22 protein-coding genes are annotated in these 20,297 nt (G+C 69.4%); 9 read left to right on the top strand and 13 right to left on the bottom strand.

Going from position 1 to position 20,297, the window contains the following annotated elements; all coding sequences use genetic code 11:
- Positions 1-2 precede the first annotated feature (2 nt).
- The gene (locus Q7T09_RS12990) at positions 3-383 is read right to left on the bottom strand and encodes a surface-adhesin E family protein (protein ID WP_304700227.1); all 381 of its coding nucleotides are present in this window, start codon (positions 381-383) and stop codon (positions 3-5) included.
- 210 nt (positions 384-593) lie between these two features.
- Between Q7T09_RS12990 and Q7T09_RS12985 the strand changes: the two genes are divergently transcribed.
- Positions 594-1,523 (top strand): MarR family transcriptional regulator, encoded by a 930-nt coding sequence (locus tag Q7T09_RS12985; RefSeq protein ID WP_304700225.1) that lies wholly within the window; start codon positions 594-596, stop codon positions 1,521-1,523.
- A 142-nt stretch (positions 1,524-1,665) separates the two neighbouring features.
- On the opposite strand, the gene Q7T09_RS12980 is transcribed toward Q7T09_RS12985, so the two are convergent.
- The 5 genes from Q7T09_RS12980 to Q7T09_RS12960 all read right to left on the bottom strand — a co-directional run bounded on the left by Q7T09_RS12980 (position 1,666) and on the right by Q7T09_RS12960 (position 5,519).
- Positions 1,666-2,508 carry a tetratricopeptide repeat protein gene (locus Q7T09_RS12980; RefSeq protein ID WP_304700224.1) on the bottom strand — a complete coding sequence of 281 codons (843 nt, stop codon included), beginning with the start codon at positions 2,506-2,508 and terminating at the stop codon, positions 1,666-1,668.
- A gap of 39 nt (positions 2,509-2,547) precedes the next feature.
- Positions 2,548-3,042 (bottom strand): hypothetical protein, encoded by a 495-nt coding sequence (locus tag Q7T09_RS12975; protein WP_304700222.1) that lies wholly within the window; start codon positions 3,040-3,042, stop codon positions 2,548-2,550.
- Positions 3,039-3,641 carry a PleD family two-component system response regulator gene (locus tag Q7T09_RS12970; protein WP_304700220.1) on the bottom strand — a complete coding sequence of 201 codons (603 nt, stop codon included), beginning with the start codon at positions 3,639-3,641 and terminating at the stop codon, positions 3,039-3,041. The genes Q7T09_RS12975 and Q7T09_RS12970 overlap by 4 nt, the downstream gene beginning before the upstream one ends.
- Before the next feature lie 325 nt (positions 3,642-3,966).
- A complete protein-coding gene (locus tag Q7T09_RS12965) occupies positions 3,967-5,106 on the bottom strand; it encodes a hypothetical protein (RefSeq protein WP_304700217.1) in 1,140 nt (379 codons plus the stop codon).
- 8 nt (positions 5,107-5,114) lie between these two features.
- A complete protein-coding gene (locus Q7T09_RS12960; protein ID WP_304700215.1) occupies positions 5,115-5,519 on the bottom strand; it encodes a Zn-ribbon domain-containing OB-fold protein in 405 nt (134 codons plus the stop codon).
- Positions 5,520-5,667: 148 nt separating this feature from the next.
- On the opposite strand from Q7T09_RS12960, the gene Q7T09_RS12955 reads away from it, so the two are divergent.
- From Q7T09_RS12955 to Q7T09_RS12945, 3 genes are all read left to right on the top strand, one after another.
- Entirely contained in the window at positions 5,668-6,090 is a 423-nt protein-coding gene (locus Q7T09_RS12955; RefSeq protein WP_304700213.1) for a DUF1810 domain-containing protein, read from the top strand.
- Between the two features lie 383 nt (positions 6,091-6,473).
- Complete coding sequence (gene rsgA, locus Q7T09_RS12950; RefSeq protein ID WP_304700211.1) at positions 6,474-7,547, top strand: ribosome small subunit-dependent GTPase A; 1,074 nt, start codon at positions 6,474-6,476, stop codon at positions 7,545-7,547.
- A gap of 79 nt (positions 7,548-7,626) precedes the next feature.
- Positions 7,627-7,947 (top strand): hypothetical protein, encoded by a 321-nt coding sequence (locus tag Q7T09_RS12945; protein WP_304700209.1) that lies wholly within the window; start codon positions 7,627-7,629, stop codon positions 7,945-7,947.
- A 175-nt stretch (positions 7,948-8,122) separates the two neighbouring features.
- On the opposite strand, the gene Q7T09_RS12940 is transcribed toward Q7T09_RS12945, so the two are convergent.
- Positions 8,123-8,797 carry a helix-turn-helix transcriptional regulator gene (locus tag Q7T09_RS12940; protein WP_304700208.1) on the bottom strand — a complete coding sequence of 225 codons (675 nt, stop codon included), beginning with the start codon at positions 8,795-8,797 and terminating at the stop codon, positions 8,123-8,125.
- A 113-nt stretch (positions 8,798-8,910) separates the two neighbouring features.
- On the opposite strand from Q7T09_RS12940, the gene Q7T09_RS12935 reads away from it, so the two are divergent.
- Both Q7T09_RS12935 and Q7T09_RS12930 read left to right on the top strand, forming a co-directional pair.
- Complete coding sequence (locus Q7T09_RS12935) at positions 8,911-9,219, top strand: NIPSNAP family protein (RefSeq protein ID WP_304700207.1); 309 nt, start codon at positions 8,911-8,913, stop codon at positions 9,217-9,219.
- Positions 9,216-9,560 (top strand): antibiotic biosynthesis monooxygenase, encoded by a 345-nt coding sequence (locus Q7T09_RS12930; protein ID WP_304700206.1) that lies wholly within the window; start codon positions 9,216-9,218, stop codon positions 9,558-9,560. The genes Q7T09_RS12935 and Q7T09_RS12930 overlap by 4 nt, the downstream gene beginning before the upstream one ends.
- Before the next feature lie 5 nt (positions 9,561-9,565).
- Here Q7T09_RS12930 and Q7T09_RS12925 read toward each other — a convergent pair whose 3' ends face one another.
- Positions 9,566-10,750, bottom strand: a complete 1,185-nt coding sequence (locus Q7T09_RS12925; RefSeq protein WP_304700204.1) for an MFS transporter — start codon at positions 10,748-10,750, stop codon at positions 9,566-9,568.
- 188 nt (positions 10,751-10,938) lie between these two features.
- On the opposite strand from Q7T09_RS12925, the gene Q7T09_RS12920 reads away from it, so the two are divergent.
- On the top strand, positions 10,939-12,477 hold the full coding sequence (locus Q7T09_RS12920; protein ID WP_304700203.1) for an acyl-CoA synthetase: 1,539 nt from the start codon (positions 10,939-10,941) through the stop codon (positions 12,475-12,477).
- Between the two features lie 3 nt (positions 12,478-12,480).
- Here the strand turns inward: Q7T09_RS12920 and Q7T09_RS12915 are convergent, their stop codons facing one another.
- Together Q7T09_RS12915 and mnmH are read right to left on the bottom strand one after the other, a co-directional pair.
- On the bottom strand, positions 12,481-14,421 hold the full coding sequence (locus Q7T09_RS12915; protein WP_304700202.1) for a PAS domain-containing hybrid sensor histidine kinase/response regulator: 1,941 nt from the start codon (positions 14,419-14,421) through the stop codon (positions 12,481-12,483).
- A 134-nt stretch (positions 14,422-14,555) separates the two neighbouring features.
- Positions 14,556-15,620, bottom strand: coding sequence for a tRNA 2-selenouridine(34) synthase MnmH (gene mnmH, locus Q7T09_RS12910; protein ID WP_304700200.1), 1,065 nt, complete (start codon positions 15,618-15,620; stop codon positions 14,556-14,558).
- An 85-nt stretch (positions 15,621-15,705) separates the two neighbouring features.
- On the opposite strand from mnmH, the gene selD reads away from it, so the two are divergent.
- Positions 15,706-16,749 carry a selenide, water dikinase SelD gene (selD, locus tag Q7T09_RS12905; RefSeq protein WP_304700198.1) on the top strand — a complete coding sequence of 348 codons (1,044 nt, stop codon included), beginning with the start codon at positions 15,706-15,708 and terminating at the stop codon, positions 16,747-16,749.
- Here selD and Q7T09_RS12900 read toward each other — a convergent pair.
- Both Q7T09_RS12900 and Q7T09_RS12895 read right to left on the bottom strand, forming a co-directional pair.
- Positions 16,746-17,153: a hypothetical protein gene (locus Q7T09_RS12900; protein ID WP_304700196.1), complete on the bottom strand. Its 408-nt coding sequence runs from the start codon at positions 17,151-17,153 to the stop codon at positions 16,746-16,748. The genes selD and Q7T09_RS12900 overlap by 4 nt on opposite strands.
- Positions 17,150-18,175 carry a phosphotransferase family protein gene (locus tag Q7T09_RS12895; protein WP_304700194.1) on the bottom strand — a complete coding sequence of 342 codons (1,026 nt, stop codon included), beginning with the start codon at positions 18,173-18,175 and terminating at the stop codon, positions 17,150-17,152. The genes Q7T09_RS12900 and Q7T09_RS12895 overlap by 4 nt, the downstream gene beginning before the upstream one ends.
- Before the next feature lie 213 nt (positions 18,176-18,388).
- On the opposite strand from Q7T09_RS12895, the gene Q7T09_RS12890 reads away from it, so the two are divergent.
- Positions 18,389-19,474 carry a hypothetical protein gene (locus tag Q7T09_RS12890; protein ID WP_304700192.1) on the top strand — a complete coding sequence of 362 codons (1,086 nt, stop codon included), beginning with the start codon at positions 18,389-18,391 and terminating at the stop codon, positions 19,472-19,474.
- Here Q7T09_RS12890 and Q7T09_RS12885 read toward each other — a convergent pair.
- A complete protein-coding gene (locus Q7T09_RS12885; protein WP_304700190.1) occupies positions 19,471-20,148 on the bottom strand; it encodes a TetR/AcrR family transcriptional regulator in 678 nt (225 codons plus the stop codon). The two genes, Q7T09_RS12890 and Q7T09_RS12885, sit on opposite strands and share 4 nt — an antisense overlap.
- Positions 20,149-20,297: the final 149 nt, after the last annotated feature.

Below are 20,297 nucleotides of genomic sequence, written 5' to 3'. Positions count from 1 at the left end.
AGCTATTGGCAGACCTTGGCGTGGATGGCGCTCGCCCCGGAGCCCGGCGTAATCGGCTTGACCGCGCCTGACGCGGGCTGGTTCCATAACACTGCGCCCGCGGCGTCGTAGGCGACATTGCCGAGATCGGAATAGACATTCCCGGCGCAGTTGATGGACATCTTCTCCACCATGGCGCTGACCATCACCGAGCCAGAGGCCTGCGGCGGGTTGAACTCCGCCCGCATTACGGCGGTCACCACGCCGTTCGCGCGGGTGACGGTGGCCGGGTCATAGAAGATGGTCTCGGGCCCAGTCTCGGCCAGGGGGGTCCACGTCTGGGCCTGAGCGGCGGCGGCGCCAAGCAGCTGGCAACCCAAGCCGAGAACAAGAAGGCGGCGCATGAATATCTCCTGCCGTTTACTCAGTTCGGTCGGCAGGAATGCCGATTGGCGAGCCGACAGCAAGACCGGCCCTACCCAGATCGTGGGCCTTTGCAATCCTTGATGGCTCCCCCCCACGAGACACAACTCGCTAGATTGCAAAACATCGTTATGCGGGCTTGCCGAGGTGTAGCCTCGCCGGTCTATGGTCAAGCTTGGGGGGCCGGGACCATGATCCACATTTCCGAGGCGGCGAACTCGCGGCGCAACCGGCTGATCTTCCGCTGCGTCCTGGAGTTCCTGCTCGACGAAGGCCGCAGGCTGATCGACCGGCACGGAGGCAGCTTCACCCGGGGCGTTGTCCATATGGCCGTGGCGCAGGCTTCCCGGAGCCCGGGCGGAAATGTTCGCGGCGGCATCAGTGTCCGGGCTATCGCTCAGTCCCTCGGGCTCGCTTATGAAACCACCCGCCGCCAAGTCGCGGTCCTTGAGTCCGCGGGTCTTGTCAGCCGAGCGGGGGACTCCGGGGTCACGATAGCCGCAGGAGCTCCCGCACCGTCTTTGGCTTGGGACCTGGAGCGATGCGAGGGCCTGCGCCGCCTAATCGCCGATCTCAAGGGTCTCGGCTACGCTTTCGATCCTGGCCCTGGCGCCACACCGCAGCGGGACGAGGACCTGGCTGCGCCCCTGGGCGCTCTTCTGGACGCCTTCATTTTGCGGGTCCTGGAGGCCGGCGTCGCCCCGTACGGCTCGATGCTGGACGCCTTGATCTTCTCCGGCTTGATCACGACGAACGCCGGCGACATCACCTATGATCGCGAACTCGCTCAGAAGTACGCTTGGTCCAATAGCCCGCCGCCGGATGAGCTGCGCCGGCCGGTCACCATAGCCGAGCTTTCCGAGAGGCTGGGCCTCCACCACGAGACCATCCGCCGCCATGTCGTGCGCTATGTCGCTCAAGGCTATGTGGCGCGCACGCCCGGCGGCTACCTGTCGAGCATGAGCCGGCAACAGTCGCCGGAAATCCTGCAGGGCGGCCAGATCATCGTTCAGCGCTTCCTGCAACTGGTCCAGGCCGCCCGCCAGATGGGGCTGGACGTCGAGGCCATCAGCCCCAACGTCCGCGCGCCCACCCGGCGCGGGGTGACGCTAGCGACTTAGAAGTGCGCCTTCAGACCTGCCGAGACCACCCCATTGCCGTACCCGGCAAACGCATCGCGCCTGACGAGCGCTCGCTTGCGACGTCTCAGGCTGACGGGTGTTCCGGCCCGATGGAAACCTGGCGGCCTGTCGCCCGCGCGCCCTAGCCGCCCGTCATCTCGCGCAGGTCGCGTTCGGCGGCGATGTAGCCGAACGCGAAGCGGCTGCGGCCCTGCAGGATCTGTTCGAACACCTCGCGCGCGCGCTCGGTCTCGCCATTGTAGAGATACCAGTTGCCCACCCCGTAGCCCTGGGTGGCGTACAGGGTCTCCAGGTCGTGGATCACCTGGGAGCCGAGGTCAGGGGTCAGCAGCTCCTGCGGCTCGAACTCGCCGCGGTACATCCGCAGGCGGCGATAATAGGAGGGGCCCTCGACGAAGGCCTCGTCGGGCAGACCGTGCGGGATCGAGGCCAGCACCTCGGCGGCGGCCGCCTCGTCGCCCCGGCGGCGCAGGGTCATGTAGAGCCAGTCATTGCAGGCCGTCAGCCCGTCATGATCACCCTCCCGCACCCAGTCCAGGCAGCGGCGGTAGGCGGCCTCGGCCGCGTCCCAGTCCCCCAGCAGGTAATGGGCCAGGGCCAGGTGATACCAGGTGTTGAACTGGATGCTGGTGGGGGGCACCGGCAGCTCGTTGCCCTTGCCGTCCGGTTCGATCCACTCCGGCTTGCCCTCAAGCAGCTCGGCGGCGCGGGCCAGGTCGGCCAGACCCTCGGCGAAGCGCCGGGTCGACAAATAGCGGTGGCCCCGCTGGCGCAGGAGTTCGAAGGAGTCGGGGAACCGCTCCAGGCCCTCGCTGAACACCGCGATCGCCTCTTCGATCTGATAGCGGAACCCCAGCACCCGGCCGTACCAGACGGTGTTGGGGAGGGAGGGGTCGGCCTGATAATTGGAGCGGGCGCTCTCCAGGGTGCGGCGGGAGCGTTCACGGATACTGTTTTCGGTCATGCCCCCAGTGAAGCGCCTGGGGCCGGACACGTAAAGACCTTAGCCGGCCGCGGCGCTCGGAGCCTCGGGCTTGGCGTAGCGCTGGCTGACCCGGCGCAGGCCCTCGAGGATCGCCTTGGTGCCGTTGCTGTCCTTGCCCGCCTCGGTGTGCAGCAGCAGGCGGAAGGCCCGCAGGTGCACGGCCACGGCGTTGGGGTCCCAGGTCTTGCGGGTCTTCAGATAGTCGGTGAGGTCGGCCAGGCTGACCAGGGCGGTGTCGATGGGCGCCAGGCCACAGGCCGTGGGCACACCGATGGCGGCGCTGGCGATGGCGTAGAGCTCCTCGGCGACGGCGGGATCGTACTCGCCGTTGGCGCGGCCCGCGCACAGCTCAGCCTGGTCCAGGGTCACCCGCAGTTCGTCCAGGCACTCGGCGCGCAGGCTCTCCAGCCCCGCTCCGGCCCGCTTGACCGCGTCGGCGACAGGAAGCCCGCCAGGCGTGCGCAGCAGCTTGGCCAGCCGCACCACGGGAACATGGATCTTTACCGCGCTCAAAGGTTCACCCGTCGTGTCTTCAGCATGCCGTCGATGCTGTCCTGTTCCATGTTGGGCTCGCTGGCCTCGCCGACATCGCCGACCAGGTCGTCGCGCCGCCGTCCCACCTGGCCGGCCGGCACGCCCTCGTTCTTGAAGCGCCGGTCGGGCCCCATATAGCTGTCGCACTCCACGAACCGCCGGCCCTCGCGGGCGATCCACAGCACGCGCTCCAGCACGGCGATGGGGGTGAGCGGTTTGGTCATCACGAAGTGGGCGCCGCAGTCGCGGGCCTTCTGCACGGCGCCGCCCGGGGTATGTCCCGCGGTCAGCAGCACCGGCGCGTAGCAGTTGGGTTCGATGCGCGAGCGGCGCAGCCAGCTCACGAAGTCATAGCCTTCGCCGCCGGCACCGAGCGCATCGGTCACCACCAGGTCCAGCTCGACCTTGGCGACGAGCGCCTGGGCTTCCTCCACGTTCTCGGCCCGGTGCAGCACCTTGGCGCCGAAGCCGGTGAGAATCTGCACCAGGATGCTCATGCCCATGTTCGATTCCTCGAGGATGAGCACGGAGGCCCGCTCGAGGTTGAACCGGGCGCGAGAGTCGGGGCTGAGACCCATTCTGTCCTTCGAACCGAGCTTGGGTGCGTCCCTAAGGCCCGGTCATCTCTTGCGTTTCGCCGTCAAGTGCGACGATTCACTGTGACCAGAGAGGGTTAAGAAGACCTTCCAAGGGGTGCGACAGGGCGCCCCACAGGCAGGGCTTGCAGCCAGCGACCCTGGGTAGATCGGGGCAAGGCGTCCTCCCCTGTTTACGGGGGAGGAAAAACGAAAATGCTGCACCTCACACCCCGCAGCAAAACGCCCTCCCCGGTCTCCCGGGAGGGGCGAAATTGCTGCACTCCATGCTGCGCAGCATGGAGTGCGGTAAGTCGTTGATTAAGCTCTACGCTTCGTTGCCGAAGATCACCGTGCCGGCCGCGGCGAACATGCCGCCCACGCCCTGGCAGACGCTGATCTTGGCGCCGTCGACCTGGGCCGCCGCAGTGCCGCGCATCTGACGCACGCTCTCCATCAGGGCGTACATCCCGTACATGCCCGAGTGCATGTACGACAGGCCGCCGCCGTTGGTGTTCATGGGTAGCTTGCCGCCGATGGCGGTGTTGCGCTCGCGCACGAAGTCCTTGGCCTCGCCGGGCTTCACGAAGCCCAGGTCCTCCAGGCCGTACAGCGGCAGGTGGGCGAAGGCGTCGTAGATCATCAGGTGATCGACGTCGGCATGCTTGATGCCCGCCTCCTCGAAGGCCTTCTTGCCCGAGACGCGGAAGGCCTTGGAGGTGTTGAAGTCCTCCATCTGGCTGACCATCGGGGTCTCGACGCTTTCACCCGTCCCCAGCACGAAGACCGGCTTGTTGGGGAAGTCCTTGGCCCGATCGGCGCTGGTGAGGATCAACGCCCCGCCGCCGTCGGTGACCAGGCAGCACATCAGCATGCGGAACGGCCAGGCGATCATCGGCGAGTTCAGCACGTCGTCGACGGTGATCGGGTCCTTGAAGGACGAGCGCGGGTTCAGCGCCGCCCATTCCCGCTGGACCACGGCGACCATGGCCAGGTCCTCCTCGGTCACCCCATAGGTCTTCATGTAGCGAAGCACGGGGATGGTGAACATGGTCGGCGGGCTGGTGACGCCGTAGGGCATCTCGAACTGACCCATCAGCGAGGTGGCGTTGCGGCCAAAGCCGCCGGCGCCGACGCGCGAGCGGCCCGATTCCCCGTGGGTGATCAGGACGGTCTTGCACAGGCCCGCATTGATGGCGGCCGCGGCGTGGCGGACGTGCAGCATGAAGGAGCAGCCGCCGACGCGGGTGCCGTCGGCATAGGTCGGCGTGATGCCCAGATAGTGGGCCAGTTCGACGGGGCTGACGCCCGCGGTGGCGACGCCGTCGATGTCCGAGGGCTTGAGGCCCGCGTCCTTCATGGCGTTCAGCGCGGCGTCGGCGTGCAGGCCCAGGACGGAGACGTCCGGAATCTTGCCCATCTTGGTGGTTTCAGCGGCCCCGACGACCGCAACGGATTTCGGTTTCATGTGCGGTCTCAGCCCTTCGCCGGTTCGAACAGGGGAAGGGAAATGTCGTCGGTCTGCTTCTCGAACTTCACCTGGACCTTCATGTCCAGCTGCAGGGCTTCCGGCGTCTGCGGGCAGCCCACGATGTTGGTCATCATGCGCGGACCCTCATCGAGCTCCACCACCGCGATGGAGTGCGGTTCGGTTCCCATGTCGGGGCGCGGACGGTGGTTGATGACGTAGGAATAGAGGAAGCCCTTGCCGCTGGCGGCATAGACCTCGACGTCCCGCGAGCCGCACTTCGGACAGAAGGCGCGCGGAGGGAAATAGCTGTGGGTGCATTCGGTGCAGCGCTGCAGACGCAGCTCGCCGTCCTTGCAACCCTCCCAGAAATGCCGGGTTTCCGGCGTGGGTTCGGGCAACATTCGAGCCATGTAAAAATCGTCCCCAATCAAATTCGATGAGTCTTGGCCCTCAAAACGAGGGCGGTGCAGCAAACCCGAGGTTGGCGCGAATGTCGATTGGTAACGTGGCGGGAAGTAAGCTCCGACGCCCATTCGTCCCGCCCTTGAGGCCCGTCCCGTGGAAGACCCCTTCGATCTCGCCCGTTTCGTCCAGGCCCAGGACCCGGTCATCGAGACCGTGCTCGCCGAGCTGAAACAGGGTCGCAAACAGACCCACTGGATGTGGTTCGTCTTCCCCCAGGTCGCCGGCCTGGGCGCCAGCCCCACTGCCGAGTTCTTCGCCATCTCCGGCCTGGCCGAGGCCCGCGCCTATCTGGCCCACCCGGTCCTGGGCCCCCGGCTGCTGGCCTGCGCCCGCCGCGTCCTGGCCCTCGACGGCCGCTCGGCCGGCCAGATCTTCGGCCAGCCCGACGACCTGAAGTTCCGCTCCTCCATGACCCTCTTCCTCAAGGCCAGCGCCGACGGCGAACCCTTCCGCACCGCGCTGGCCCGCTACTTCGGCGGCGCCCCGGACCCGGAGACGATGCGGCGTCTGGGATGAGGCGCCCAATTCCCCGGGCCAGCGCCGGGCAGATCCTCCCCCAGCGCGCCAGCGCGATGTGGGGGAGGTGGCGCGGACCGCAGGTCCGTGCCGGAGGGGGATCGACGTCGTCGACATTCTTTCGGCCTTTCGGCCCTAAAACGAGGGTCCCCAGCCTTCGCTCTGCGAAGGCGTTCGTCTCTGAGATCGACAAATCGTTGTCGATCTCAGCCGGCTCGCAACCGCGAGCCGGAGTTCCTCACCCCCTCAGGCGCTTCGCGCCAGCTCCCCCAATGGGGGAGCATCCCGGAAGCGTGAAGACAGAATCCATATGGGGTCCCCCTCCCCCGAAGGGGGAGGAATTCCCCGCCGAAAGGCGATAGATGCTCCGGATGTCTGGAAGCGTGCTCGCGCAATATGGATGGTCCGACCGGCTGGCGCTGGCCTTTGCGCCGCACGCCGAGGCCGGCCACACCCCCGGCCGCGTCGTCGCCCAGCATCGCGACGGCTATCTGGTCGCCACCGATGAGGGCGAGCTGCGGGCCAACCTGTCGGGCCGCCTGCATCACGAGGCCCAGGAGGCCGACCCTCCCTCCGTCGGCGACTGGGTGGCCCTGGCCCTCAACCCGGCCGACGGCGCGGCTGTCATCGAGGCGGTCCTGCCCCGGCGCACGGTGCTCACCCGTCGGGCGGCCGACAGCCTGGGCAAGCTGCAGGTCATCGCCGCCAATATCGATGTCGTCTTCGTCGTCAGCTCGATGAACGCCGACCTCAATCCTCGCCGGATCGAGCGCTATCTCGCCGCGGCCTGGCAGAGCGGGGCGCGGCCCGTGGTGGTGCTGACCAAGTCCGACCTCAGCGAAGATCCGCAAGGCCAGGCCGCCGAGATCGTCGCCCTGGCCGCCGGCGCCCCCGTGCTGCTGGTCTCGGCGCGGCAGGGCCTGGGTCTCGAGGCCCTGCTGGCCCAGGTCGCCCCTGGCGAGGTCTGCGTGCTGATCGGCTCGTCGGGGGTCGGCAAGTCCACCCTGGTCAACGCCTTCCTGGGGCAGGACCGCATGACCACCCAGGCGATCCGCGAGGCCGACGACCAGGGCCGCCACACCACCAGCAGCCGCCAACTGGTCCTGCTTCCGGGCGGGGCCCTGCTGCTCGACACGCCCGGCATCCGCGAGGTCGGGCTGATCGACGCCGAGGAAGGCATGAGCGAGGCCTTCGACGACATCGAGCGTCTGGCCGGGGGCTGCCGGTTCAACGACTGCGGTCACACCCACGAGCCCGGCTGCGCGATCCAGGCCGCCTTGCGAAGCGGCGTCCTCGACCCCGGCCGCTGGGCGAACTTCCAGAAGCTTGGCCTTGAGCTGGCGATGGTGGAGCAGAAGGCTGACCGCATCGCCAAGGAGGCCGAGCGCCGCCGGCTCGCCGCGCTTCAAAAAACCTACCGCGCCACCAAGCGAGACCACCGGGGCGGCGCCGACTGATCCCGCTGTTTTTTCAGAATATACGACCCCCGCCGCGACGAACGGGTTAGGGAGGGGCCGCCCTTAAGAGAGACACGCCATGCCCGCCTACACCATCGTCACCACCAGCGCGGCCCAGGGCAGCGACGCGGCCGAGATGAACACCCTAACCGACGACTTCGGAAGCGAAGCCGAAGCCGTGGGCTATTCGCGCCGCATGGCCGACGAGATGCTGGGCCTCGCCAGCCAACTGTCCCTGGACTTCGACTACAGCAATGTCGCGCTCTATGAGGGCGACCTGCTCGAGGAAGACCTCGACCCGGACCATCCCGCCCTGATCGGGGTGTGGGTGCTGGACGAGGACGGCGCCGCCTTCGTGCCCGCCGACGAGTTCCGCGAAGCGGTGAGCGAACCCGCCTGATCGCCGACGCGGTCGAAGATGCTCCCCTTCTGGGGGAGCTGGCGCGAAGCGCCTGAGGGGGACTTTGACTCTTGTTTTAGGGCTGTAGGGGTCAACTACGTTGATCCCCCTCCGACCCGCCGCTTCGCGACGGCCCACCTCCCCCACATCGGCGCTGCGCGCCTGGGGGAGGATCTTACGCCAGCCAGGCCTCGAAGCTCGCCAGCCCCGGGGCCGAGAACGCCACCAGCCGCGACCCCTTGCTCCGCCGCGCCCAGCCCAGGTCGTAGATCCGGGTCAGGATCGCCGCCCCCAGGCCGCCGGCCAGATGGCTGCGGCGCTCGCTCCAGTCCAGGCAGGCCTTGCAGACCGGGCGGCGGCCGCGCGGCAGGGCGTCGGTCTCGACCCCGAAGGCGCGCAGGAAACCGGTGTCAGGCCCCAGGCTCAGCGATCCCTCGCGGTCCTCGATGACGCCCCGGGCCACGAGATTGTCCAGCATCGCCACCGCCAGCTCGCCGGCCAGGTGGTCGTAGCAGACCCGCGCCCGGCGCAGGGCCGGCTCCTTGGGCCCCGGGCGGGTGCGCAGGTGGCCGCTCCGCGTGGCCAGGCCCATCAGGGTCTCCAGCAGGGCCGCCACGTCCTCCCCGGCCAGGGCGTAGTAGACACTCCGTGACTGTTTGACCCTCACCAACAGGCCATCGTCGGTCAGCTTGCTCAGGTGCGAACTGGCGGTCGAGGCCGTGATACCGGCCTCCCGGGCCAGTTCGCCGGCCGTCAGCGCCTGCCCGCCGACCAGCGCGGTCAACATGTTGGCCCGCGCGGGATCGCCCAGCAGGGCGCCGATCCGGGCGATGTCGGGACCGAGTTTCATAGGGCCAGCCTAACCCCGGACGCCCGCGACGACAATTCGATCCAGATCGAAACATGCCCGCCACCGGCCGGCCTATGAGGGGGCCCTCATCTACCCTCCGTGGAGACCGACACGTGACCGTGACCTGCCACATCCGCTACGTCATCGACCCCTTCCAGCGCGACGCCTTCGAGGCCTATGCGCGCAATTGGCTGACCATCATCCCGGCCTGCGGCGGCGACCTGCTGGGCTACTGGCTGCCGCACGAGGGGACCAACGACGTGGCCCACGCCCTGATTTCCTTCGACAATCTCGCCGCCTACGAGGCCTACCGCGCCCGCCTGCGCGCCGACCCCGCCGGCTGCGCCAACTTCGCCCTGGCCCAGGGCCAGCGGTTCATCCTGCGGGAGGAGCGCACCTTCCTCGCCCCGGTGACCCCATGATCGCCGTCATCTTCGAGGTCGAGCCGCGCCCCGAAACCCGCCAGACCTATCTCGGCCTGGCCGCCGACCTGCGCCCCTTGCTCGACGGGATCGACGGCTTCCTCTCCATCGAACGCTTTGAAAGCCTTACGGAACCCGGGAAAATCCTCTCCCTCTCCTTCTGGCGCGACGAGGCGGCGGTGGCCCAGTGGCGCGCCCTGGAGGCCCACCGGGACGCCCAGGCGGCGGGCCGGGCCGGGGTGTTCGCCGGCTACCGCCTGCGGGTGGCGAGCGTGCTGCGCGACTACGGCCTGGCCGACCGCGCCCAGGCCCCGGCCGACTCCCGGGCCCGCCACGGCTGAGGCCCTCAGGCCGCCGCGCGCTCTTCCTTCAGCAGGACCAGGACCCCGACCAGGGCCAGCAGGGCGAAGCCGCCGCCGGTCAGGAAGGTGGCCGGAGCGCCGCGGGCCGACCAGATCGCGCCCGCCAGCACGCTGGCCGCCAGCAGGGTCACCCCGGTGGCGAGGTTGAACAGGCCAAAGGCCGTGCCCCTGAGCCGGGCGGGCGCTGTGTCGGCCACCAGGGCCGCCAGCAGGCCCTGGGTCAGGCCCATGTGCAGCCCCCAGAGCGCCACGCCGGCCACCACGCCGGCGATGCTTCCGACCCAGGCCAGGACCAGGTCGGCGGCGATCAGGACCGCGGTGCCGAGCACCAGCAGGCCCTTGCGCCCGAGCCGGTCCGACAGGCTGCCGGCCGGCGCCGAGACCAGGGCGTAGACCACGTTCATGGCGATCAGCACGAAGGGGATCAGGGTCAGGGGAATGCCGGCGTCGGCGCCCCGCAGCACCAGGAAGGCCTCGCTGAACCGCGCCATGGTGAACAGCACCCCCACCGCCACGGCCAGCCAGAAGGGGGCGCCGATGGCCTTGACCTCCGCCCAGCGGATCGGCGCCTTGGCGGCGTGGGGCCCCTGGCTGGCGGGCGGTTCCTCGACCCCCAGCACCAGCAGCAGGACGGCGATGGCCGCCGGGATGACCGCGTAACCGAACACCGCGCGCATATCGTCGTTCAGCAGGGCCATCAGCCCCACCGCGATCAGCGGGCCAACAAAGGCGCCCACCGTGTCGAGGGACTGCCGCAGGCCGAAGGCCGCGCCGCGCAGCTCTTTCGGCGTCACATCCGCCACCAGGGCGTCGCGCGGCGCCCCGCGGATTCCCTTGCCGATCCGATCGGCGAACCGGGCGCCCAGCACCTCGAAGGGCGTCACCGCCAGGGGGAAGATGGGCTTGGTGATAGCGCCCAGGCCATAGCCCAGCACCGCCAGCATCTTGCGCCGCCCCAGCCGGTCGCTGAGCCAGCCGGAGAACACCTTGGTGATGGAGGCGGTCGCCTCGGCGATCCCCTCGATCAATCCCACCAGGGCCGGGGAGGCGCCGAGGCCGACCACCAGAAAGACCGGCAGCAGGCTGTGGATCATCTCCGAGGAGATATCCATGAACATGGACACGAACCCCAGGGCCCAGACCGTGCGCGGCACGCGTTTCAGGCTCATCTGCGCCACCATCCCCGAGGAGCGCGCGGCCGGACCGCGCCTTGGCGGGCAGAGAGGGCCGAAGGGCTGAGTCTTTCAAGGGCGGCTACGACGGGGGCCGTTTAGGGTTTGCCTGAATTTTTCCGAGGCCCCATCGTCGCCTGGGTAGCCCGCGCACCAGAACGCGGGCCCGAAGGTGAGGATTGACCATGTATCTGCCCGACCACGCGCGCCTGACGCCCGAAAAGCCCGCCATGATCTCGGCCGACACCGGCCAGGTGGTGACCTACCGCCAGCTCGACGAGCGCTCCAACCGCATGGCCCAGTTCCTCCACGCCCGGGGCCTGCGCCGGGGCGACCACATCGCCGTCCTGATGGAGAACAACCTGGCCTTCATGGACCCGGTCTGGGCGGGCTTCCGGTCGGGGCTCTATGTCACCACCATCAACCGCTACCTGCCGCCGGACGAGGCCGCCTACATCGTTGGCGACTGCGGGGCCAAGGCGCTGATCACCTCCTACGAGAAGCGCGAGACCGCCGCGGCCCTGGCCGAGTTGATCCCCGACTGCCCGATCCGCCTGATGGTGGGCGGGACCATCGCCGGCTGGGAGTCCTACGAGGACGCCCTGGCCGCCGCCTCGCCGGAGCCCCTGGCCCAGGAGTGGATGGGGGATTCCATGCTCTACTCCTCCGGCACCACCGGCCGGCCCAAGGGCATCCTGCGCCCCCTGCCGGAGATGTCGCCGGCCGAGGGCTTCGAGGCCCGCCAGGCGGTCAACCGCTACGGCCTGACCGCCGACAGCGTCTATCTCTCCCCCGCCCCGCTCTACCACGCCGCCCCGCTCGCCTATGTGCTGAGCGTGCAATCCTTCGGCGGCACGGTGGTGATGATGGAGCGCTTCGACGCCGAACAGGCCCTGGCCCTCATCGAGAAATACGGCGTCACCCACAGCCAGTGGGTGCCCACCATGTTCGTCCGCATGATGAAGCTGCCGGAAGAGGCTCGGGCCCGCCACGACCTCTCCAGCCACCAGGTCGCCATCCACGCCGCAGCCCCCTGTCCGGTGGAGGTCAAGCGCCAGATGATCGAGTGGTGGGGGCCGATCCTCTACGAATACTACGCCGGCACCGAGGGCTCGGGCTCGACCTTCATCACCAGCGAGGACTGGCTGGAGCATCCCGGCTCGGTGGGCCGCGCGGCGCTGGGCGTCCTGCACATCTGCGACGAGAACGGCGCCGAGCTGCCGGTGGGCGAGACCGGCCTGGTCTATTTCGAGCGCGAGACCCCGACCTTCGAGTACCACAACGATCCGGCCAAGACCGCCGACGCGCGCCACCCGAAACACCCCAACTGGAACGCCCTGGGGGACGTCGGCTATCTCGATGAGGACGGCTATCTCTACCTCACCGACCGCAAGGCCTTCATGATCATCTCCGGCGGGGTGAACATCTATCCCCAGGCCATCGAGGACCTGCTGGTGACCCACCCCAAGGTGGCCGACGTGGCGGTGTTCGGCGTGCCCCACCCGGAGATGGGCGAGGCGGTGAAGGCGGTGATCGAACCCGCCGCCGGCCACGCCCCCTCCGACGAGCTGGCCGAGGAGTTGCTGGCCTATGCGAAGGCGAGGCTGGCCCACTACATGGCCCCGCGCTCCATCGACTTCATCGCCGAGATGCCGCGCCTGCCCACCGGCAAGCTCTACAAGCGCGTCCTGCGCGACGCCTACTGGACCGACCGCAAGATTTGAGGTTCAGCCCCCCGCCGCCTCCAGGCAGCGTCCGATCTCCGCCAGCAGGTCGGCGGCGACAATGGGCTTGCGGACCAGGCCGTCGAATTCGTGGGCCCAGGGCGCGCCCTCCAGGTCGGCGTCGGCGCTGAAGGCCAGGACCGGGACGCCCTGGTTGGGGCCGGGCTGGGCCCGCAGCCGGCGCAGGGTGGCCGGACCGTCCAGCCGGGGCATGCGGATGTCCATCAGGATCAGGTCCACAGGCCCGGCCTGGGCCAGCGCCAGGGCCTGCTCCCCGTCGCGGGCCTCCGAGACCTGGACGCCGAAGGACTCCAGCAGCAGGCGGGCCAGCTCGCGATTGACGTCGTTGTCGTCCACCACCAGCACCCTCAGGTCGTCGGCCGGCGCCGCCTCGGACGCAAGCTCGGCCGATCCGGCCAGGTCGGTGACCGGGGCCCGGAGGTAGACGTGGAAGACCGAGCCCCGGCCCGGCGTGCTCTCGACGCCGACCCCGCCGCCCATGGCCTCGGCCAGACCCTTGCAGATGGCCAGGCCCAGGCCCGTGCCGCCGTGCTTGCGGGTGGAGGCTGCGTCCACCTGGGAGAAGCGCTGGAACAGCCGGGCCGTCTGGCTGGCGTCCATTCCCGCCCCGGTGTCGGCGACGAACAGGTGCAACCGCTGCAGGTCGGGGGCGTAGGCCACCTTCAGGCGCACCGAGCCCGCCTCGGTGAACTTCACCGCGTTGCCGATCAGGTTGAACAGGATCTGCCGCAGCCGGTCGGGGTCCGCCATCAGGTGATCGGGCAGCACCCCGTCGGTCTCGAAGACCAGCTCCAGCCCCTTGGCCTCCGCCTGGGGTTGGAACAGGGCCAGCACCTCCTCGGTGGTCTTGGCGATGGCCACCGGCTGGGGGGCGATCTCCACCTGGTTGGCCTCCAGCTTGGAGAAGTCGAGCACGTCGTTGACGATGGACAGCAGGGCCTGGCTGCCGGCCCGGATCCGCTCCAGGTGCTGTCGGCCCAGGGCGTCCAATCCCGGGCGCTGGGCCAGCAGGGACGAGAAGCCCAGGATGGCGGTGAGCGGCGTGCGGATCTCGTGGCTCATATTGGCCAGGAAGGCGGACTTCACCACCACCGCCGCCTCGGCGGCGTCGCGGGCGGCGCCCAGGTCGTCCTCCAGCGCCTTGCGGTCGGAGATGTCGCGGACCACGTCCTGGAAGCCCAGCAGGACGCCGGTCTGCGGGTCGTGGATCGCCTTGGAGATCGCCTCCAGCCAGAGCAGGCTCCCGTCCTTGCGGTAGCCGCGATGCTGGTAGCGGATGGGTTCGGCGCCGGGCGGGGCGGCGGCGTAGGCCTTGAACTCGGCCACCACGCGGGCCAGGTCGTCGGGGTGCAGGAAGCTGATGGTGCGCTGGCCCACCAGCTCCTCGGGCTCGTAGCCCATCCGCCGCACCGAGGGCGAGACGTAGCTCAACACCCCGAGCGGGTCGTAGCAGAGGATCATGTCCGTGGCGTTCTCGGCCAGCAACCGATAGCGCTCCTCGCTGCGGGCCAACGCCTCTTCGGCTTCCCTGCGGGCGGTGACGTCCCGGGTGCAGTCCTGCAGCTCGATCAGCTCGCCGGTGTTCGGATCGCGCACGGCGATGGGGCAGGACTCGATCCAGATCTGGCGGCCGTCCTTGCGGATCGCGCGGTACTCGACCCGTGGCGGCGTCGCGCCCGGACCGGCGGAGAGATAGGCGATGATGGACTTGCGCACCGCCCTCTGGTCGTCGGGATGGACCACCACCACCGACTCCTTGCCCAGCAGCTCCTCGGGGCGGTAGCCGAACAGGGCCTCGGCGGAGGGCGAGACGAAGGTCAGGATTCCCTGGGCGTCGCAGCAGGACACCACGTCGGTGATCTGCTCGGTGATCAGACGGTACCGCACCTCGCTGAGGGCCAGGACGTCCTGCGCCGTTCTCAAACTCTCGCCTCCCTGGCCCGCCCCGGGGAGGCGAGTCGCATGCGCCCTAGCTTGGCCCCTAAAGCGCTCTTCGCCACCACGCTAACCGAGTCCGCGGGGCCCGTTGCAGTCGAGGGTCGTGTTCGGGCCGCGGATCAAGCGGCTGAACCTGCCGCCGCCAGCCGCGCGACCACCTCCGCGGCGGCCTCCTGGGCGGCGTCGGAGAGGTCGCCCATGGCCACCGAGCCCAGGCCGGCGCGGGTTTCCTTCTTGGCCGAGCGCCGGTAGGCCGGGTCGTAGTGCAGCTCGATCAGGGCCTGGGCCAGCTCGGCATAGGCCCCGTCGGCCACCAGCCGGCGCCAGTTCTCCAGCCGCTTCTGGCCGGGATAGGTGGGCAGGCGGGCGAAGGCCGCCTCCAGGTCGCTGGGCACCACGTCGCCATAGGTGGCCGCCAGATAGGCCGCCCGCGCGGCGGGTTCGGCCGTCAGTTCGATGCGCGGCGCGACCTCCATGGCCCGCCAGAGAGTCGGGGGCACCATGCGGTCGCCGATCTTGCTGGACTCCGCCTCGGCCACCACCGGCCTTGCCGGGTCCAGGGTCAGGAGGGTCGCCAGCAGCCGGCTCTCGAACATCTTCTGGCTGGGCTGGGTCTGGCCGTGGAAGCCGCCGAACAGCGAGCCCCGGTGTTCGGCCAGGCCCTCCAGGTCCAGGACCTGCAGGCCCCGTCGCGCCAGCCTCCCCAGCATCTGCGTCTTCCCCGACCCCGTGCCGCCATCCAGCAGCACCAGCCGCCAGGCCGGATCGGCGTCATAGAGCTGCTCGCTCACCCAGCGCCGATAGGTGCGGTAGCCGCCGGTGAGCACCGTGGTCCGCCAGCCGATCTGCGAGAGGATGGTCGCCATGCCGTTGGAGCGGTTACCGCCCCGCCAGCAGTAGATCAGGGGCCGGAACTCCAGCGGCTTGTCGGCCAGGGCGCCGCGCAGGTGCCGGGCGATATTGGCCGCCACATAGGCCGCCCCGATGCGGTTGGCCTTGAAGCGGCTCTCCTGGACATAGATCGCGCCCACCTCCGCCCGCTCGGCGTCGTCCAGCACCGGCAGGTTGATGGCGCCCGGCACATGGTCCAGGGCGAACTCGCCTGGACTGCGCACGTCGATGATCGCGTCATAGGCCGCCAGGGCGGCGGGATCGACGGCCTCGGTCACCAGGATGCGGGCCATGCCCTTGCTGCTCCATCGCCCCTATGCTGGGGCCGGCAGGCCTATATACCGTTTGCCCGCGACCGCTAAAGCCGAAGGATCCCGCATGACCGCTCCCGTCCGCCTGACCTCCCTGGCCCATGGCGGCGGTTGCGGCTGCAAGCTGGCGCCCTCGGTGCTGCGGGAGATCCTGGCCAAGATGCCGGCGGCCGGCGTCTTCCCCAACCTGATGGTGGGAACCGAGACCTCCGACGACGCCGCGGTCTGGCGGCTGAACGACAGCCAGGCCCTGGTGGCCACCACCGACTTCTTCATGCCCGTGGTGGACGATCCCTTCGACTTCGGCCGCATCGCCGCCACCAATGCGCTGTCGGACGTCTACGCCATGGGGGCGACCCCGATCTTCGCGCTCGCCATCGTCGGCATGCCGGTGGCCCAGCTGCCGGTGGAGACCATCGGCGCCATCCTGGCCGGCGGCGCCTCGGTCTGCGCGGCGGCCGGCGTGCCCATCGCGGGCGGCCACTCCATCGACAGCGTCGAGCCGATCTACGGCCTGGTGGCGCTGGGCCTGGTGCATCCCGACAGGGTGCTCACCAACCGCACCGCCCGGGCCGGCGACGTCCTGATCCTCACCAAGCCCCTGGGGGTCGGTGTGCTGAGCGCGGCCTTCAAGCAGGAGCGGATGCCGACGGGCGGCTACGAGGCCCTGATCGCATCCACCACCCAGCTCAACGCCGTGGGCGCCGAGCTCTCCGGCGCGGCCGGCGTCAGCGCGGTGACCGACGTCACCGGCTTTGGCCTGCTGGGTCACGCCCTGGAGATGTGCCGTGGCGCGGGCCTGATGGCCATGATCGAGGCCGACGCCCCGCCCCTGCTGGCCGGCGTCGAGGCCCTGGCCCGCGACGGGGTCCGCACCGGCGCCTCGGTGCGCAATTGGGCCAGCTATGGCGAGGCGGTGGAGACCCAGGGCGATCTGCCCGAATGGCGGCGCGACATCCTCTGCGATCCCCAGACCAGTGGCGGCCTGCTGATCGCCGTCGCCCCGGGCCGGGCGGCCGACATCCTGGACCTGGTGCGCAGCCGCGGCTTCGCCTCCGCCACCGTCGTCGGACGCCTGGAGGCCGGCGCGCCGCGGGTGGTGGTGGCCTAAACGGCGGAACCCTGCTGCTTGCGGCGCTCGGTGGAGGCCCGCAGCTCGGCCCAGATGGCCTCGTTCATGGCGCCGTCGCGGCCCTCGACGGCGATCTGCAGGGTGATCAGGGCCGCCCGCAGCCGGGCGTTCTCCGCCGCTAGGGCCGAGAGCCGGAAATCGTCCTCGGCCCGCTCCTCCGGCGGCGGGACATAGGCCGCGCCTCGGGCGAGCAGACCCCGGATCGCCCGGTTCTCCATCACCAGGTTGTGGGCCGCCCCGTCCCAGGCCTCGGCGGCCAGACCCATCAGCATGGCCGAGAGCCCGAGCGTCGCGGCCCGGTCGGTGGGGTTGGCGTCGGGCATGGCGTTGGCCATCACCTTGCCGGCGAGGTCGACGAGGACCGCGGGAACCGAAGGGATCATAGCCGCCCCATGACTTGCAGCGCCGCCCGGTCCTGGGCGTTGGTCATGGCCCAGGCGGGATAGACCATGATGGGTTCGCGGTTGCCGCCGTCCAGCCAGGCCCGGGCGCTGGAGACCCAGATCGCCTGGCCCTTCACGCAGTTGAACAGGGTCCACCAGTGCAGGGCGGCGGGATCGGCCGCGAGGCCGCTGGCCCGCTCCCAGATGGCCACGGCCTGGTCCTGGGGCAGCAGGCCGCCGGCCAGGCCCCGGCCGAAGGACCAGATGGGGTTGAGGCTCCAGCCCAGGTCCTCCAGGGGATCGCCCAGGTGGGCCATCTCCCAGTCGAGGATGCCGTGGATCTGCCCCTCGGTGTCATAGAGGAAGTTGCCGGTGCGGTAGTCGCCATGCACCACGCCGACCTTCTGGGCCGGGGGCGGCGGATTGGCCCGCAGCCAGCGGATGGCGGCCCGGATGATCGGCAGGGGCTCGGCTTCGTCGGCGTCGAGGACGTCTTCCCAGTAGGTCAGCTCACGGTTCCAGCAGTCCTCGGCGGCGACGGCGGGCATCACCTGGGCCAGGCCGTTGGCCACGGGGTCGGCCTTGGCGATCTCGCCCAGGATGGTCCATTTGCGCTCCCCAAGCCTGGCGTGGGTGTCGAGATAGGGCTCGGCCCACAGCAGGCCGGGACCGGCCTGGAAGCCGGCGATCTCCGCGGCGATGAAGAAGGGGTGGTCCAGCGGCCCGTCACCCTCCTCCAGCCACAGCATCTCCGGCGCCGGCACGCTTGTGCCGTGGAAGGCGCGATAGGCCTCGAACTCGATCCGCCGCTCGGTGTCGATCAGGCTGGCGGGCGGGTCGCGGCGCAGAATCAGCTTGCGCTCGCGGGCCTGGCCGTCCTGCGTCCAGGACGCCGTGAAGCGATAGGTCTCCCGCGAGGCGCCGCCGGAGATGCGGGCCAGGTCACGGACGGCCACGTCGGTCGCCTGCGGCATCTGGGTGGCGATATAGGCGGCGATGCGGGGTTCGAGGGGATGGCTCACCGGGCGCTCGAGGGGCCTTGAGCGACCGTGAGCTGCGAAAATGTCATGTCGGCTGCGCTCATCTGGCCTGGTCGCTTGTCGCCCCTACGTAAGCTTACGTTAGGTCAGCAATCGACGCTCTCCCTTGTCTTGTTATCTTTGTTCACTTGATACTGCCCTGACACGCGCGGCGGCAATACCGACAACGAAAACACGCGCCCCGGAGGATACCCGATGCTCACCAAGGCCGACGATTTCCCGATCCATCAGACCCCGGATCCCATCGCCTATTCGGGCACCGACCGAAATTTCTACGATCGCTACTTCTTCAACGGCTACCAGCCGGACGGGACCGAGTTCTTCGCCATCGCCTTCGGGGTCTATCCCAACCTCAACGTGGCCGACGCCCACTTCGCCGTGGTCCGCGACGGGGTGGAGCACTGCCTGCACGTGTCCCGGGTGCTGAACAGCGAGCGGATGGAGCTCGCCTGCGGCCCCATCGCCATCGAGGTGCTGGAGCCGCTGCAAAAGCTCAAGGTAAGCGTGGCGCCTTCAGAGGGCATCGCCGCCGAGCTCATCTTCGAGGGGCGCACCTTCCCCATCGAGGAGCCGCGCTTCACCCGCCGCAACGGACCCCGCGCCTTCATGGACTACACCCGCCTGACCCAGAACGTGCGCTGCACCGGCTGGATCGAGGTGGACGGCAAGCGCGTCACCCTGGCGGCCGGCAGCGTCGGCACCCGCGACCGCTCCTGGGGCATCCGGCCGATCGGCGCGCCCGATCCGCAGCCGGCCGTGCCCCAGACCATCGGCGGCTTCTTCTGGCAGTGGACGCCGCTGAACTTCGCCGACCGCAGCGTCTTCTTCCACGTCAACGCCGACCCGGACGGCACGCCCTGGAACACCCGGGCGGTGATCCTGCCCGACGGCGCGGGCGAGGGCGGCGGCTATCACAGCGAGCATGCGAAGATCGACGACGTCGCCATGATCCCGGGCACCCGCCACGCCCAGGGCGGCACGCTGAACATCCCGCTCGCCCAGGGATCGGCCAGCGTGAAGTTCGAGCCCTTCCTGACCTTCCTGATGCGGGGCATCGGCTACGGCCATCCCGACTGGCGGCACGGCGGCTACAAGGGCGACCTGGTGGTGGCGCGCGAGGACATCGACCTTGGCGCCACGAACATGGCCAGCCTCGAGAACTGGCACATCCAGGCGCTCAGCCGCGTGACCTTCTCCACGCCGGGCGAGGACCCCATCAAGGGCATGGGCGTCTTCGAGCAGCTGATCTATGGGCCCTACCGGCCCTATGGCCTGAGCTAGCTCTTGCACACAGCCCGGAACCCCGCGGCCGCATAGGCGATCATCCGCGGGGTCACCGCGGCGATGTCCGCCGAGCGGCAGAGGCCGCCGGAGAGGGTGTCGATGCGGCCGGTCTCGGCGAGCGTCAGGGTCAGGCTGCCCGAGAGCATGTGATAGGACCAGAACAGGTCCTCCTCCCGCGCATAGGGCAGGGCCCGGCGGACCACCCGGATCAGGCGGTGGATAACGGGATCGAAATAGCGGGTCATGGTCTCGCCGCCCCAGACGGGCGTGTTGTTCACCACCCCGATCAGGGCGAAATAGGCGCGCCATTCGGGACCGGCGTTGGCGCAGCGCTCCAGAACCGGATTGAGGAAGGCCGCCACCGCGCCCTCGACGGTGACGTTGTCGCCGGCCTCGGCCTCGTAGCGGTCCATGGCCTCCATGCGGTCCCTGTTCAGCACCTCGGCGCGGCGCAGGAAGACGGCGTCGAACAGGCCCTTCTTGGAATCGAAGTAGTAGTGCAGCAGGGCGGTGTCGACCTTGGCCTTCTTGGCCACCGCCCGCAGGGTGACGCCATCGAAGCCGTGGCGGGAGAACTCGGCCTCGGCGACATCGAGGATTCGCTCGCTGGTCTCGAAGCTCTTCTGGGCGCGGGTCCTGCCGGCGGCCTTGGTCTTCAGCGCGGTCGGCATGGAATCCCTTCCCCGAGGTTGGAACCCTGAGTATGGCGCGACGCGCCGGGTCTTCAAAGATGAACGGGAAACCAGCCGGTTCCGGCTCGCATGTCAACGTTCATTCACTGTTGAATGATTGACTTGCGCCGGCGGGCGGCGTGTCTTCG

Source organism: Phenylobacterium sp., from assembly GCF_030645195.1.
Lineage (GTDB): Bacteria > Pseudomonadota > Alphaproteobacteria > Caulobacterales > Caulobacteraceae > Phenylobacterium.
This window is presented reverse-complemented; position numbering and strand designations above follow the sequence as displayed.